The organism is Dokdonella sp., from assembly GCF_019634775.1.
Lineage (GTDB): Bacteria > Pseudomonadota > Gammaproteobacteria > Xanthomonadales > Rhodanobacteraceae > Dokdonella.
The window spans coordinates 1,239,315-1,254,667 of sequence record NZ_JAHCAS010000001.1 but is presented as its reverse complement, the minus strand read 5'-3'; the positions used below and the strand labels follow the sequence as shown (position 1 = coordinate 1,254,667).

The following is a 15,353-nucleotide window of genomic DNA, read 5'->3' as shown; positions in this document are numbered from 1 at the left end:
CGCTACACTGCGCGCCCCGAACGAATTCGCCGCACGGTGTTCCGCATGAAGCACAGACTGCTCTCCGCCCTGGTCGTCCTCGCGCTGTCGGGTGGAATCGCGTTCGCGCAGACCTACACGCCGTTGCCGCAACCCGATCTCTCGAAGCTCGACGCGGCCGAGATTGCACAACTGCGCGAAGCGCGCGCCAATTTCGACAAGGCCATCGTCGGCAAGTCCGGAGTCGCCCTGGCGGAGCTCTATGGCGACATTGGTGCAGCCTACGCGCGCGCGCGCCTGATCGATGCCACCCGAGTGGCGATCGACAACGCCGCCATCGCCGCCCCGCTCGACGATCGTTGGCCCTACCTGCAGGGCGCACTGGCACGCATGCAGGGCAAGCACGAGGTGGCGCGCGCGGCGTTCGAGAAATCGCTCAAGCTGAATGGCATGTACCTGCCCACGCGCATCGCCCTGGCCGGGGAACTGCTGCGCATCGATGACGTCGACGGCGCCGGCAAGCTGCTTGCCGCGGCACTCGCCGACCATGAGCGCGAACCCGCATTGCGCGCGATGCTCGCGGATGTCGCCTATCGCAAACAGCACTACAAGGAAGCGGTCGCCTATCTTGAGGAGGCGTTGCGCCTGGATCCGCGCGCAACCGCACTGTACGGCGCGCTCGCGCGCGCGCACGAAGCCGCTGGCGACACCAAGGCGGCACGCGAAGCCCAAGGCAAGATCGGCGACGTTCCGCCGTTCCTGCGCGATCCGTTGCTCGCGCGCCTGCTGCCGGCACCGGTCATCAGCAACCTCGCCGCCACCGCCGCAAGTCCGGCACGAGTGCCGGCCGAGCAGTCGACGTCCGATCCGCGAGAAGCAGCCATCGGCGAGGCGCATTTTCTTGCCGCGAACGGCAAGTACGCCGAAGCGCGTGGCGTGCTCGACAAGGCGCTGACCAAGCAGGCCAACGATGTCGCCCTGCTGTCGACCTATGCGCGTATCGAGGCAGCCGATGGCCGCGTCGAAGCTGCAAAGGCACGCGCGACCGCCGCGACGCGGGCCGCCCCCAAGTCCGTACTGGCCTGGTTGACGCAAGGCTTCATCGCCGAGGTCGCCGGTGACGACGCCGGTGCGCGCAACGCCTACGAGCGCGCGACCGTGGCCGATCCAAAAGCGCCGCGTCCGCAAGTCGCGCTCGGCAACCTCGCCCTGCGCAGCGGCCGCGCCGCCGATGCCATTGCCGCCTACCGCGCGGCCACGACGATCCAACCCGACGATGCCGAGAACTGGGCTCACCTGCTCGCCGCCGAGTTCATCGCCGGACAGTGTTCGACCGGCCTGCGCGAGGCTGCCGACAACGCCAGGAAACACGCACGCGATCCCCTGTTCGCCGACCTGCACATCCGCGCGGTCAGCACCTGCCCGGCAGCCACTCCCGAGCAGAAGAAGGCCGTACTTGGCCAAGCCGAAGCCCTCTATCGGCAGGCGCCGGAAAAGAACCTCGCGCAGGTCGCCGAGACGTATGCTCTCGCCTTGGCCGCGAATGGCCGCTGGGACGAAGCCGCGGAAACCCAAGGCAGCGCGATCTATGAAGCGGCGACGCTCGGCGACAAGGTCGCGACCGCGCAGTACCGCGAGCTGTTCCAGCGTTTCCAGGCCAAGCAGATGCCGACCCGTCCGTGGGCCGAATCGCACCCCCTGCTGAAGCCGCCGCGCCCGAGTGTGCCACCCAAGCCAGCGGTAGCAGCACCACCACGCAAACCGTGAAGGGGCGCGGGTCCGCAGGCGCCATGGCGCCGCTTCCCCCTCCGAACTCGCTCCCCCGTCGCCCGGCTCGGCCGTCCAGTCGCCGGCATCAACCGCCCTTGACTGCCTTCACGAGCACACACGTTGCCTCGCCGCCGCACCTGTTCCACGATGCAGGTGGGAGGGTCGGGGCATGCAGCAGCAGATGGCAGGGGCAGGGCCGACGCGACGCTGGCGCTATCGAGTCGCGCGCGCGCGCAGTGCGGTCGGCCGCTTCGCCGATCGGCTCGACAACGATCTCGCCGCCGCTGGCATCGCCGCCGAAGCGCGGCACGGCCTGGCAACCGTACTCGACGAGCTGCTCGCCAACGTCATCATGCATGCCGTTCGCGCGCGCGGCTGCGTGCACGTCATCGTGCGCCGTCGTGGCGGCATGGTCGCGGCGCTGCTGCGCTACCGAGCCGACGCATTCGACCCGACCACGCACGCCTGTCCCGACCAGCCAGCCACGCTCGCCGATGCCGCCATCGGCGGAGTTGGCATCGCCATGGTGCGCGCCCTGACGCAGCACTTCGCGTGGCGGCACGCCCGCGGCGAGAACCGTGTACGCGTGGAACTGGCCATTCCCAATCAGACCGAGCCTGCGCCGCAACCGGAACCCGCATGATCCAGAGCAGCCCGACCGGCTCGCTGGATTGGTCGATCCGTGCAGAGTTCCCTCCTGTGCCGCAGCCTCGACCGGCGCGTCGGTGAACCTGTCCCGCCGGCGACGGCAACCGCACCGGGCGCGGTGCGCCCACGGAACGCCCCGGTCGAAATAGTCAGAGCGCTGCGCGCGTGTCGTCCGAATCCGCGGCAAACGCGAGTACGTGGCCATCCGGATCCAGCGAGTAGGCGGCATCGTGCCCCCAGGAGCGTGGCGCAAGCGGACTGAGTTCGCGCGCGCCGGCCAGCAGTGCCCGCCCATGCCAGCGATCCGGTTCGGCGACCAGAACGTACAGCTCGCAACGCGGAACCCCGTTCGCAGCCGCCGGGTCAGGCAAGCCAGCACCAAGCAGCTTGCGAATGCCATGTTCGGGCATCAGCCCAAGGACCCCGCCGCCAGGAAGATCAAACTCGCTCATCCCGGGAACGAACAAGCGCGGCGCACGCGCGAGAACGGATGTGTAGAACGCCGTGCTCCGCTGTTGATCAGCGACGTACAGGATGAAATACGACTCCGCTCTCATGCGGTCAGCGACGCTCTCGACGTGCGGGCGCGCATATTGTGATGCATCCCTGCCCGGCCAGACACAGTCCGATCAGTGGAGCGGGTGGACCGGACCTGCATTGTGTCAATCCGTACATGCGCACCGGACACGTTGCCGTACATCAGCGTCGCTTGCCGCGCCAAACCTCTGCCGCTCGGGATGCCCTGATCAATCCCGCACAGGACGGTGACGCCGTTGTGGGATTGATCAGAACATCCACTGTCAATGCAGCCTGCCAAATTCAAGCCCATGAACAAGGGCTCCGCATTCGTCGTGCTCGATCGAAGTGCCACGAATTTCGATCAGCCCATGGAATGAACTGTTGGGCCACTTCACGATGACCTCAGGAACGGGATAATGACGATGGCTAAAACGCAGGCTGCGAGTGATGCCAGCGTAGTTGCGATAATCCCAACGCGTTTGCTGTGCAACCAGCCACAGCAGCCAAAGGTGACCACCAGAGAGATAATGCCAAGCAAGAACGCCTCAGAGACAATTTCCAGCATTTCATGAGACTTTTGGCTATCGATGAATTTCTCCGCGACGCCCAGGCCGGTAAGGACTGCGGCAACGGACGCAATCATCAGTGAGAGCGCCGCCGCAAGAGCGGCTGCAAATACCAAAGGAAATACACGCGATGTCGAGCGCAACGGCAGCAAGCCAACCACGACAGTGAAGGCGAACCCGGCCAGGATTGCGCTAATGAAGCTCAACTGTTCAAAGAATGGAGGCATGGCGAACTGTATCCATGGTGACTAATGCATGAGTTAAGTTGCGTCGCGAAGCGGCCTCGGCTTGGATGAACTGTTAGACACAAGGCTAACCTACTTTGAAGGTGTGCCAGCAGAACCGGCAAGAATGCCACCGTCAATATTGATTTCCGCACCGGTAATGTAGCTGGATTCATCGGCGGCGAGCATGACCGCCACGGCAGCCACTTCCTCGGGCATTCCAAAGCGTCTCAGTGGCGTATCCTGAACCAGCATAGCAATATTCGACTCTCGATCCGGGCCGCTGCCCAGCATCGGCTCCCACATGGGGGTCATTATTGCCGCAGGGTGGATTGAGTTGCAACGCACTTTCATCCCTTGCTGGGCGCAATACAGCGCAACGCTCTTGGTGTGATTGCGAACCGCAGCTTTGCTTGACGCATAGGCTGCAGCGGTAGGTATGCCGACGAGTCCAGAACGAGAGGATATATTAATAATGGAGCCTGTGCCGGTACTGCGCATTGCGCGAATAGCATATTTGCAGCCAAGAAATACGCCGTCTAGATTTGTCTGGTGTACCGAGCGCCAAGCGTCAAGGGAGGCATTTTCTGGATCATGAAGTGCATCTGTTTCCTCAAATCCTGTGATGCCAGCATTGTTGACCAGGATATCAAGCCTGCCATGCTTCTGGATGATGAGTTCAATGGTTTCGCGCCACATTTCCTCACTGCGGACGTCGAGAAGCACGAATGAGGCTGAATGACTGAGGGATTGGACAACAGCCTTCCCGTTATCCTGGTCAATGTCCGTAACGTAGACAAACGCGCCCTCGGCAACGAAGGCCCTTGCGATAGCTTCACCAATTCCACGCGCAGCGCCCGTGACAAGAGCTATTTTTCCTTCAAGACGCACCGAATATATCCCCCCATGTCTAACACTGGGTCATGCCGACTTGCGCAGCACACGCAGCATGGCAAGCTTTACCTGCCACGCCGTTGCTGAGGCGAAGCGGGTTAGGCTTGAACAAATAATTGTTCGACGCCGCCGCGGTTACTTCCCGTAGCGCCCTCCGTAGCAGAGGATTCCGGCTGACGCGGGAGACTGACAGCCAACCCGGCTAGGTTGCGAGAGGTACTGACATCAGCTGCGCCAGTAGTTGTTTGCTGCGGCGATAGTCTGAAAGTTGGTGGCAACGACCTGAGATGCGGCCGTAAGAGCCTCAGCACTCTCCGCATACTCTGGACGGAGCTTCTTGAGCACGGCTACGTCGGGCTGTGTGTACTTGACGCCGCGTCTGCTCAGGGTGATGGCCAGCTCGAAGCCAGCTTGAGGCGTGTCGGTGATGAGTGTGGTGAGCCATGTATCAGTCATTACCCAGTCCTCCTTCGCGTGAATCGAAAAGCCAATCGATGTGCGTGCGGCGCCTAACGTCGGAGTTCAGCAGCCGCCGCCGGAGGCGGTCCGCTGCAACTACCGGTGGGCGCGCTGCTTGCAAACGCCTCACCTGCTTGCCCGCATAAGGTGCCGAGCCATGGCACGAAATGCGGGCAGCGAGGTCGGGTCATTCGCGGCATTGCCCGCCACTGGATGGCTGGCGAAGCGCGCGATGACGACCTGCGCTGTTGGATTGATGTAAAGCGCCTGGCCGTGAACCCCGCGGGCCATGATCGAGCCATCCTCGTCGTGAGTGACCCACCACATGGCGCGGTAGCTCCAGCCAGTGAGGAGATCATAGCCGGCCTTCGCGAACGCCTCCCGGTGGCCACCACGCCGAATGTCGTCGATTGCCGACTTCGGGACGATCTGCTGCCCGTTGTATCGACCATCGTTGCGGATCATCTCGCCAAAACGCGCCAAGTCGCGCAGCCCCATGTTCAGGCCGCCGCCAGCAAAGGGCGTCCCGGTCGAATCGACAGACATGTAGGCGTCCTGCTCCGCGCCCAGCTTGCTCCAGATCCGTTCGGACAGAAGCTGCGCGACCGAGCGCCCGCTTACCCGCGCCAGGATCCAGCCGAGCGCATCGGTGTTGGCGGTTCGGTAGTGGAACGCTTGGCCGTGCTTGCCTTCCGGCCCGACGGTCTTTAGAAAGTCGTAGTACGACCGCGGGCCAGCGTAGTCCTGCGGCTTCGGAAGCGGGTTGCCGGCTGCGGCGTGCGCCCATACTTCCGCGGTCGGGTCCGAGTAGTCTTCGCTGAAACGTATGCCGGTCGTCATGTCCATGACCTGACGTACAGTGGCGTCACCGAATGCAGAGCTTCCAAGCTCCGGAACGTAGTCGGCGACATTTCGCGCCGGATCCAGCTTTCCCTCGGCAACCATCATCGCGGCCAACGTGCCAACAAAGGTCTTCGTGACGGACATGGCGCCGTGCTGCCCGTCGGGGCGGAGGACACCGAAGTAGCGCTCGTGCACAACTCGGCCCTTGTGCAGGATGACAATACCGTCCGTGTAGTTCGCCAGCAGGGATTCATCCCAGGTCATCTGACGATCGGCGCCGAGTGGGGTGAACGTCACGCCGTCAATGTCGTCGCGCATCGCCCTCGGCAGCGCTTTCGGCGGCCCGATGCCACGGGACACGTTGACGGTCGGCATCAGCTGACGGAAGTTGGAAACGCTCCAGCGCATCGCCGGGAAGCGGAAATAGCTGCCATCGTCGAAACGCACTACCCGATCGGGCGGCGGCGGCGCGCCGACCATCCAACCAAGCCTTGCCGGGTCGCTCTCGATGGCATCGGGGAAGGCCTGCTCCGCTGCACACGCCGCAATCGGCGCCATGAGTGACACGAACACGATCGCGCCGACGGAGAGAACGGAGTAATCGCGTGGTAGCGGGTTCATACCGTCCCCAAAAACAGCCTACCTCGAATATTGACTGCAGGGCGGAAGGGCGCCCAGCGCTTGAGTTAAGCCGAACTGCGTAGCGCAGGCAACTGCGTGGCAAGCTTAACCTGCCACGCCGTTGCCGGAGCGAAGCGGGTTCGGCTTGAACGAATTGTTAGGCCTCAGCCGACGTGCCGCCATGGAGGCAAGTAACGCGCCGAGTAGCCATGCCAACAATGCCTTGCTCCCTAACGCAAGTTGTCCTGTGGCAGCTAACGCAAAGACGGTAGCAGCGGCAAAGCCGACAAAGGATCACGGGTTCGGCTTGAACGAATTGTTAGGCGGCACCTTGCGACCCTGTTGCACGCTGTAGCAACGAGACGAGCTGTTGAGCTTGGGCACGACTCAAACGGTATGACACCATGCTTGCAGCCAATGGGGCTTTTGAAACTACAGAGAGTCCAATAAAGCGCTCACCTTCAGGCGACTCCATGTCTAAGACACGCAGCACCTGAGAAGTGAATGACCCTTGAGACAATGAGATCTCGCCAATCTCTCTACTGATACGACCACCGAGCATGGCGCCGGTAAGGCTGCGACCACTGCGGAAGTAACGCCACGCCAAGTGAGCGATAACGCCTACGAAGAACACCCAGAACAGATACTCAAACTTCATAGAATCTTCCCTGTGCCGCCTAACACCTGATTTAAGCCGAACTGCGTAGCGCAGGTAACGGCGTGGCAAGCTTAACCTGCCACGCCGTTGCCGGAGCGAAGCAGTTTCGGCTTGAACGAATTGTTAGGCCACACTGACGGGGAGAACCTCAAGGTGAGCACCGGCCTCAGCAGGCGAAGAAACCTTGGTTTTCATGACCGTGAGCATGACCACACAGGAATCTCCGCCGGGTGTGTCAGCGAAGATTGTGCCATTTAGGGCGTCCATGAACCGCTTGAGCAAGTTATCCAGGTCCGGGCCATGTGGAAAGTCCGCCGGGAACTTGTCGGGCGGGAGTAGGAATGTGACTTTAAGCGCACATGCCTCTTTTACGCGCGGAAGGTGCGTGGTCTGGAGCTTTACCTGCTCCGACCATTGATCCGCAGCGCCAAGATTGCCGCGACTCTTGTTGCGGCTGTATGGGACGCCCTTGATTAGATGGTTGATGTACGACATGGCATGGTGTGTGGCCTAACGCTTGAATTAAGCCGCTGGCAGCCCGCGCAGCGGGTTGCCGGTCGGCTTGAATGAATTGTTAGCTCAGCGGCGTATCAACAAGGTTGAACCCTTTTGGGGCACGACGAGAAATACGTTGCTGATAAGGTGATATGTAAATGGTCGCAAGTTTTTGCCCATCGGGATGCGAAATTTCGTATCCATCAACGGGGTGCGGGGTTACATCTGAACCGAACGAGCCAATACGGTCATAAACAACCTTTGCACCGTCAGGGGCGCGCAGTCGTGCGAGATATGACGTGCTGCCGAATACAGTCTTGCAAGGAATCGGGTTGGATGGCGTCATACCAAATTCGCCGTACCCATTTGGCATTTCATCAGCATCAACGCCGTCCTGGCACATGAGGCTCATGGCTTCATAGAGTTCTTTCTGCTGCTTGAACAGAGGGTTCTCATTGAGCGCGTCTAGTACGCTCTTTGGCTTCTTACGAAAGATGTCAAACAACCCCATGTGGATCTCCTTGCTGAGCTAACGATTGAGCTCACCGGCCGCAGGCAGAGCTCGCCGCGCGCGGCAGGCGCAAGCTTTTGAGTGCGACGGACGCGCGCGCCACGGCGCGGAATAGGACCGGTGGAGTGCATAGTTAGCCGCACTACCAGCGCTGAAATGCGTCATGCACCCTCTCCGTTTGCGCAATCCACCGCGGCGGATGCGGCCCCACCCAGTAACGGCTGTTGTCTCCGAAAGGCTCCTCGGCCTCGAATAGCTCCCCATCGACCAGACACTCGCAGAACGAGTCTTCCCGCAGCCACGAGAACGCCTTCGGGCGCCGCACAAGAGAGGCGCCCGGAATGGTCTCGACGATTCGGCACAACCCACGCCGTCCAAGCGTGAGATTCGACACTTCGAAGGCGAAGAGTCGATTCTCGGCGTCATGGAGCGGGTACGTCTGCATAGCGGCTAACACCTGAGTTAAGCCGAACTGCGTAGCGCAGGTAGCGGTGTGGCAAGCTTAACCTGCCACGCCGATGCCGGAGCGAAGCAGTTTCGGCTTGAACGAATTGTTAGACCAATCACTCGCCTTGAGATGTTCCGGTCATGAGCGCTTTCATGATTTTTTCTTCGCTCATATGAGTTTCAAGATCAGCGAATGCCTTCACAACGGCCGGATCAGACATGAGTCCGCCGACAGCGGTTGAGCCAAGTGTCTCGAACGCGCTCTTGTAGCCCGACATGCCCTCGTTGAGGATTGCGTCTCGGGACTCGCTTGCACATTTGTCCGCAATAAGCTTTTGGAGTACATGCGCGCTGCTTTTTGTTATTTCATCCCAGGTCTGAGGTGACAGATTGGCGATGTCAGAGACTTCAGGGTAGCGGGATATGGCGCCAAAGATCCAACGCACGAGAGCGGTCTTGTCCTCTTCAGTGGTTGACGCCATGAGGCACTTTGATAGGCGCTCGGAGTGCTCGCCAGCAAACGCGGTGGTGCTGGTTAGTAACATGGCTAATGCCATTGCTGGTTTTACAAGTTGCATGAAAATTCCCATGATTGGTCTAACACCTAAGTTAAGCCGACCTGCGTAGTGGAGCGAACCACATGGCAAGCTTTTTTTGCCATGTGGTTCGCGTAACGAAGCGGGTTCGGCTTGAACGCATTGTTAGGTGCCAACCCTGACACCAACGGGTGCGGGCTCCACCGACGCCAGAAACTGAGCCCTTACATCTTGCAGCGAGTATGCAGCCTTGGCCGGAACGGTGAGAAGCGGCAGGCCGATGGCGCGGCACACATTGGCCAGCAGCTCGTCGCGGGACTGCGCTTTGCGGCTAGTGTGCGACTTGTCATTGAGCTCAACGGCGCAAATGACCGACAGATCGCCGGAGCGGCAAACGACAAAGTCAAAGTGTTTGGCGGCAATACGATTGAGCGCGCCTTGGCGAGCAGAATTGCCCAAGCCCGATTTGACCGCGGCGATATCCGCCACTCGCACCTTGCCAAAGACCCGGTGCTCTGGACCAACGGCCTGATCCAGGACGCCGAGGAACGAACGCTCTGCGGCCGAGAAGAGCGGTTTGCCGAGTTGGTACGGAAATCCGATGGCGCCTGAGCCGCCAGTCTTGCCTTTGAGCGCAGCCAGAACGACGAAGACGACCAACACGAGAACGAATAACCAAATCCATGACATGCGGCGTGCTCCCCAATGGCACCTAACACCTGAGTTAAGCCGAATTGCGTAGTGGCACCGGCTGCGTGCTAGCGTAGCGTAAGCACGCAGCCGGTGCCACGAAGCAATTTCGGCTTGAACGAATTGTTAGAGGTAAAGCTACTTGATTGTGCAGCCGCGCTCTTGCTCTTCGCCCGCCCGCACATAAGACGCTTCATTGCCGGTGCGCTCACTCTTGAGTGTCAGGCGGCTGTGGTCTTCCGGCACGCCGAGGTAAATATTGAGGAGGTTGCCGCGAGCGTTGACCATAAGAAGTAGCTGGCCTGCCGCCTCTTTGTACAAGAACGGTGACATAGGGGCGTTGGGCCGGCGGTTGAACCCATACCCCTCCGCGAAAAACTCCAGAGAGTCCTTTGGGCTGCCGTCCGGGTCTTCGCAAAGCACCCAGCGGCCTACTAAGGGGCTAGTCGCAGGCTCGGCGGCGGAAGCGTTGCCGACGGCGAGCGATGCCAGGAGTGCAATGATTGAGAGCGGGAAATGTCTCATTTTTACCTCTAACACCTGAGTTAAGCCGAACTGCGTAGCGCAGGTAGCGGCGTGGCAAGCTTAACCTGCCACGCCGATGCCGGAGCGAAGCAGTTTCGGCTTGAACGAATTGTTAGGCATCTGCTCCACTTGCTAGCGGGAATAGCTTGAAGATGTAGCCAGCGTCATGCCAGTCCGGGTCATGGTGCATGCGAAATTCCCAGAACCGAGTGTGCGGCTTTTCTGCCAGGAGTCCTTGCAGGGCGTCATTGGCCAGTTCTGGGTTGTGCACGCGGAATGACAATTGCCTGAGACCATTCCAAGTACTACGTGCAAGGAACAGTGCGTTGTTCCCCTCAATGGCCGACTCAATTCGGTCGCCGATCTCGAAGAGAAGCTTGCTTTCTTCTGGGGTAGGCATGCCTTCCTCAGCAAGGTCCTGGGCCTGAATGTTGACCTCGAGGTGCCAGGGGAAGATTTCGGTGTGTCGGAAGGTCAGGAGCGAGTCATTGACCACAATGACCTCTGGCAGGTCGTTGCGATTAGCGTCGAAGAGCGTGTAATGCGGCTCTGGTAAGACTATGCGGACGCGATTCTCTGTCACAGATGCCTAACACCTGAGTTAAGCCGAACTGCGTAGCGCAGGTAGCGGCGTGGCAAGCTTAACCTGCCACGCCGATGCCGGAGCGAAGTAGTTTCGGCTTGAACGAATTGTTAGCCCTCTGCCGCCTTACGCTCAACCAGCCGGATCTTGTTGCCCTCAACGACCCAGATGGTTCCATTTGGCGGGGTTGCAACGTACAGAGGTTTCTTGGCCCAGATGCTCCAGAACACATGAGCTTCTGTGGGGATCGGATCTAGCAGGTGAGTAATCATGAGGCCTGCCGCACGTGGATCGGTTTGCAATGCAATGCAGGTGCGAGTAAAGCCGCGTTGCGAGACGACGTTTGAGCCGCTTACTGCGACGCGATAGGTGCCGCCTATTGGAACAACATTGTTCTTGGTTGTTCCAGGAATCAGGTAAACAACCCAGCTGCCAGAATCGGTAGTCGGCAGCACCACAGGGTTGTAGTTCTCCGAACAGGGTTGAAACTTGGAGGCCAAGGCGGCTGCGCGAGCAGTTGCGGCGCCGGCCTCGTAGAGGGTAAGCGGAGCCGGTGTTTCCATTGCCGCTACCGGGCCAGCAGCGCCATCTTTTGAAACGACAGTCCGATAAAGGGCGGCTGGTGTTTGATCAATGAAGGTGACGACAATTTGATCTTGATGCTCCTCGGTGATCCACCCCTTAACGCGCTTGTCCTTCTTGAACTGACGTAGCTTAAGGGCGGCATCCGTAGCAACGGCAGCGGCCTGATCGTGCCGGTAAATGGTCAAACCGGTGGTTTCAGCCGCCTGTAGTGCGGCAGATTCTTGGTCTGGCGGTAGCTCTTTTGGCAAAGACTCATCAGCAGAAGCCGCAAGGCAACCAAAAGCGAGAGTCATGGCAAGAATGTAACGAATCATGTGGAATCTCGATAAGAGGGCTAACGCCCGAGGTAAGCGGCCGACGGACCGCGTAGCGGGACGACGGTCCGCTTGACCGAGTTGTTAGACCATTGGCTGCGTGTTATGGACTGACGCCACCAACGGGCCGAAAGCGTTGCAAGTTGCCCCATAGTCGGTACACCAGTAGTCGTGCACGGTGATTTGAACTGCCCGTTGCTTGCCACAAACTACCAGCGAAAGCACACGGTAATTGGCTTGGGCGTCGTAGAGGTCGAGGACAGACCGGACAATGCCTTCTTGCTCTCCGACCGTACGCCCCATCACGGTCCACCTTGAGCCGCTGAGCTCGGTGAACGCCTTGAAGTGAATGCCTTGCACGTACTCCGCAACAGCTTGCGGCGAGGCCTGTGGATCGGGTAACTCGATGCACTTTACGTACAGCCCTTTTTCTCCATCGGGCGCCTCAAAGTACGACTCGCTGCTCTCGTTGTCCTTGTGACGCCAGCCCTCCGGAATATCGAATTGCCACGGGCCAACCTTGGCAAGCTGCACATTTTCCACTGAGCTCATCCCAATGGTCTAACGCCGTGTTAAGCGGCCGCGCACGCGCGGACCACCAGATTGAGAAGCCATGTCCTGCGCGGTCCGCTTGAACACATAGTTAGCTTTTATCGACAGAACCCTCAAAGCGGAACGCAATTGGCACACGCACCAAGTAGCAGGCTGGTGCGGAGGAACCAGGCGGAGTGTAGACCGGGAAGTGACTTGCCCGAACGTATTGGACCGCAGCCTCATCAAGCACAGAGTGGGCGGACGCCTTGAGAATTGAAGCACCGAGCACCGATCCATCGGCTGCCACTCGAACTCTCAGGACTACATTACCTTCCAAGCGCTCCCGAACCGCAGTTCTGGGATACATCGGCGGACATGGAAAGTTCGGGCACACTCTCTTGAAAGTGCCAGGATGTGGAAGCTTTTCGAGAACTTCGCAGCCCATCGCCTGCGACGGCGCAACGAGCGCTAGGACCCAAAGAACTCTCGCGAGAGCGTTTGCCATGAAAGCTAACACCTGAGTTAAGCCGAACTGCGTAGCGCAGGTAGCGGCGTGGCAAGCTTAACCTGCCACGCCGATGCCGGAGCGAAGCAGTTTCGGCTTGAACGAATTGTTAGCTGCGCTTTTGAACAGGCCGCGAGCCTTAAGGACACCTTGCTTCTTTACCTCAAACAGCTCGGTAGCCGAATTGCCCTCCGTGCAGTACGCGCGGCCATCTTTCACGAGGTAGTGAGCACGCGGAAAACGTTCGCGGACATCTCTGCGAGTTAGCCCAGTGATGTCGAAGTACGCGTCACTCCCAAAGTCGAGTTTTTGAGGCTTGAGGTTGCCATGATGCACCTCGGGCTCATAAGCGTACGGAGACCCGCAGCCAGCCCAAACGCCTGACAAGGTTCTGAACACTGGGAAGTACTGGTACTTCTGATGGAAGTAGCGGCCCCCGTCTTTTGAGACGAATAGCAGGACGTTTTTGTGGGGCTCAAATCCTGGGCGACCATAGTGATCGTAGGCCTCAAACTCTATTGTTTGTCCAGAGTATTCACCGTAGACCACGTCTATGACGCGGTACTTTGCCTTGAAGGCTCCATCCATGAGTATCTCGTCCGGACCCAAGTCCGGCGTGAACTCTTCAACGGAGATCTTCTCTCCGACAAATACAAGCAGGTTCTCCGCCGCAGCAGCGGGCTGAAGAAGCGCCACAGCAAGGGCAAGGGAGAAGATGAGTCTGGACATGGCGATGTCCTTGCTCCTAGCAGCTAACGCCTGAATTAAGCCGCGCCGCGAAGCGGCGTCGGCTTGAATGAATTGTTAGGGCTCATTTATCGCTGTCTCCGACCATATGCGCAAGTACTCTTTGCACTCCCACCTGGAGTTGAACCAGCAGGCGTAGATGCCAGCGTGTACACCTGCCTCGCGACAGGTGCCACTGCTGGAGCAAGTGCCAATAATCTCAAATGTCTCTCCCGGTCCCAAGCGTGTGTCGTGAAGCATCATTGGCTCATCTGGCGGGAAGGATGGCCGGGAAACAGGATTTGCCGGGAGATCTGCAGAGAAGGCCACAAGGTAGTGCAAGAACATCACGTCTCTCGACGAGTCGTTCCGAAGCGTCAGTTTGAACTCGCCGCTTCCTGCTTCGTAGGAGTCAACATGCAGCGACAGATGCTCACTCGCAGGTTGCGACAATGTTGCGCAACCGCCAAGAGCAACGGCAACTGTCACGGCAGCGAGAAGAACTCTCATGGGCCCTAACTACAAGTAGACCCCGAATCCGAGGTGTAGCATGGATCGTTCAGCATCGGCGCGGTGCGCGTCAAGCGATTTTCCTACATGAAATCAATCCTTTGTCCGATTCCAGGGGCGACGGATTTCACTGAACGTACCTGCGTTGTCGACGGATGCGGGGCGTTATGGAATATCACGATGGATCGGAGGGGGTAGCAAGTGGTGCGGCGGACCGGCCCGCTCGGCGCCTGTTCGACGAGATTCGGCGCATATTGCGGCTCAAACACTACAGCTTGTACACCGAAAGGGCGTACACCGGATGGATCCGCAGGTTCATCCTTGCCAGTGGCCGTCGACACCCTCGGGAGTTGGGGGCGGCGGAGGTTGAAGCCTTCCTGAGCGGACTGGCCATGCAGGGTCGCGTGGCGGCGAGCACGCAGAACCAGGCGTTGTCGGCGATCCTGTTCCTGTACCGCAATGTCCTTCGGATCGACTTGCCATGGCTGGAAGGCGTGGTGAGGGCGAAGCGGCCGCGCAAGCTGCCGGTGGTACTTTCGAGCGACGAGGTTCATGCGTTGCTTGCGGCGATGGAAGGGCGCCCATGGCTGATCGCCAGCTTGCTCTACGGCACCGGCATGCGCCTGATGGAGTGCCTGCGTTTGCGCGTCAAGGATGTCGACTTCATGCGCAACGAAGTTCTGGTGCGCGATGGCAAGGGCGGCAACGACCGGCACACGATGTTGCCGCGCTCCCTTGTCGAGCCATTGCAGCGCGAAATCGAACGTGCGCTGCTGGTCCATCGACGCGATCTGGCCGATGGTTTCGGCGAGGCACGCCTGCCCCACGCGTTGGCACGCAAGTATCCGCGTGCGGCGCGCGACCCCGGCTGGCAGTTCGTGTTCGCTTCGGTGAATCGTTCGGCCGACCCACTGGACGGCACGATGCGGCGCCACCACTTCGACGAATCCATTCTTGCGCGTGCGTTGAAGCGTGCGCGAGGCGAGGCCCGGATCCTCAAGCCGGTCAGCGCGCACACGCTGCGCCACAGTTTCGCCACGCACCTGCTCGAAGCCGGCTATGACCTGCGCACGATCCAGGAACTGCTCGGCCACAAGGACGTGTCGACCACGCAGATCTACACCCACGTCCTCAACCGCGGGGGACGAGGAGTGCTCAGCCCGCTCGACCGGGCGGGCTGACGCGAAGCGCCGCTTGGCGAACGACCAACG

General features: G+C 60.0%; 19 protein-coding genes. 3 read left to right on the top strand and 16 right to left on the bottom strand.

Features of this window, described 5'->3' with window-relative positions; translation table 11 throughout:
- Window positions 1-45: 45 nt before the first annotated feature.
- Window positions 46-1,746 (top strand): tetratricopeptide repeat protein, encoded by a 1,701-nt coding sequence (locus KF907_RS05360; RefSeq protein WP_291218855.1) that lies wholly within the window; start codon window positions 46-48, stop codon window positions 1,744-1,746.
- Window positions 1,747-1,918: 172 nt separating this feature from the next.
- On the top strand, window positions 1,919-2,392 hold the full coding sequence (locus KF907_RS05355; RefSeq protein WP_291218854.1) for an ATP-binding protein: 474 nt from the start codon (window positions 1,919-1,921) through the stop codon (window positions 2,390-2,392).
- A 154-nt stretch (window positions 2,393-2,546) separates the two neighbouring features.
- Here the strand turns inward: KF907_RS05355 and KF907_RS05350 are convergent, their stop codons facing one another.
- The 16 genes from KF907_RS05350 to KF907_RS05275 all read right to left on the bottom strand — a co-directional run bounded on the left by KF907_RS05350 (window position 2,547) and on the right by KF907_RS05275 (window position 13,635).
- Entirely contained in the window at window positions 2,547-2,807 is a 261-nt protein-coding gene (locus KF907_RS05350; RefSeq protein ID WP_291218853.1) for a VOC family protein, read from the bottom strand.
- A 500-nt stretch (window positions 2,808-3,307) separates the two neighbouring features.
- Window positions 3,308-3,709, bottom strand: a complete 402-nt coding sequence (locus tag KF907_RS05345; protein ID WP_291218852.1) for a hypothetical protein — start codon at window positions 3,707-3,709, stop codon at window positions 3,308-3,310.
- A 90-nt stretch (window positions 3,710-3,799) separates the two neighbouring features.
- Window positions 3,800-4,597, bottom strand: coding sequence for a glucose 1-dehydrogenase (locus KF907_RS05340; protein WP_291218851.1), 798 nt, complete (start codon window positions 4,595-4,597; stop codon window positions 3,800-3,802).
- A gap of 228 nt (window positions 4,598-4,825) precedes the next feature.
- Entirely contained in the window at window positions 4,826-5,056 is a 231-nt protein-coding gene (locus tag KF907_RS05335; RefSeq protein WP_291218849.1) for a hexameric tyrosine-coordinated heme protein, read from the bottom strand.
- A gap of 129 nt (window positions 5,057-5,185) precedes the next feature.
- Window positions 5,186-6,523, bottom strand: coding sequence for a serine hydrolase domain-containing protein (locus tag KF907_RS05330; protein ID WP_291218848.1), 1,338 nt, complete (start codon window positions 6,521-6,523; stop codon window positions 5,186-5,188).
- 319 nt (window positions 6,524-6,842) lie between these two features.
- Window positions 6,843-7,181: a hypothetical protein gene (locus KF907_RS05325; protein ID WP_291218847.1), complete on the bottom strand. Its 339-nt coding sequence runs from the start codon at window positions 7,179-7,181 to the stop codon at window positions 6,843-6,845.
- 123 nt (window positions 7,182-7,304) lie between these two features.
- The gene (locus KF907_RS05320) at window positions 7,305-7,676 is read right to left on the bottom strand and encodes a RusA family crossover junction endodeoxyribonuclease (protein ID WP_291218846.1); all 372 of its coding nucleotides are present in this window, start codon (window positions 7,674-7,676) and stop codon (window positions 7,305-7,307) included.
- Window positions 7,677-7,755: 79 nt separating this feature from the next.
- Entirely contained in the window at window positions 7,756-8,187 is a 432-nt protein-coding gene (locus tag KF907_RS05315; protein WP_291218845.1) for a hypothetical protein, read from the bottom strand.
- A 563-nt stretch (window positions 8,188-8,750) separates the two neighbouring features.
- Window positions 8,751-9,212 (bottom strand): hypothetical protein, encoded by a 462-nt coding sequence (locus KF907_RS05310; protein ID WP_291218844.1) that lies wholly within the window; start codon window positions 9,210-9,212, stop codon window positions 8,751-8,753.
- Between the two features lie 123 nt (window positions 9,213-9,335).
- Window positions 9,336-9,860, bottom strand: coding sequence for a DUF2726 domain-containing protein (locus KF907_RS05305; RefSeq protein WP_291218843.1), 525 nt, complete (start codon window positions 9,858-9,860; stop codon window positions 9,336-9,338).
- Between the two features lie 138 nt (window positions 9,861-9,998).
- Window positions 9,999-10,385: a hypothetical protein gene (locus KF907_RS05300; RefSeq protein ID WP_291218842.1), complete on the bottom strand. Its 387-nt coding sequence runs from the start codon at window positions 10,383-10,385 to the stop codon at window positions 9,999-10,001.
- 112 nt (window positions 10,386-10,497) lie between these two features.
- Window positions 10,498-10,968 (bottom strand): DUF695 domain-containing protein, encoded by a 471-nt coding sequence (locus KF907_RS05295; protein WP_291217692.1) that lies wholly within the window; start codon window positions 10,966-10,968, stop codon window positions 10,498-10,500.
- A gap of 110 nt (window positions 10,969-11,078) precedes the next feature.
- The gene (locus tag KF907_RS05290) at window positions 11,079-11,867 is read right to left on the bottom strand and encodes a hypothetical protein (RefSeq protein WP_291218841.1); all 789 of its coding nucleotides are present in this window, start codon (window positions 11,865-11,867) and stop codon (window positions 11,079-11,081) included.
- Between the two features lie 84 nt (window positions 11,868-11,951).
- Entirely contained in the window at window positions 11,952-12,410 is a 459-nt protein-coding gene (locus KF907_RS05285; protein WP_291218839.1) for a hypothetical protein, read from the bottom strand.
- A gap of 100 nt (window positions 12,411-12,510) precedes the next feature.
- Window positions 12,511-12,768, bottom strand: coding sequence for an energy transducer TonB (locus KF907_RS05280; RefSeq protein ID WP_291220255.1), 258 nt, complete (start codon window positions 12,766-12,768; stop codon window positions 12,511-12,513).
- Between the two features lie 195 nt (window positions 12,769-12,963).
- Complete coding sequence (locus KF907_RS05275; RefSeq protein ID WP_291218838.1) at window positions 12,964-13,635, bottom strand: hypothetical protein; 672 nt, start codon at window positions 13,633-13,635, stop codon at window positions 12,964-12,966.
- Between the two features lie 674 nt (window positions 13,636-14,309).
- Between KF907_RS05275 and KF907_RS05270 the strand changes: the two genes are divergently transcribed.
- Window positions 14,310-15,323, top strand: a complete 1,014-nt coding sequence (locus tag KF907_RS05270) for an integron integrase (RefSeq protein ID WP_291218837.1) — start codon at window positions 14,310-14,312, stop codon at window positions 15,321-15,323.
- Window positions 15,324-15,353: the final 30 nt, after the last annotated feature.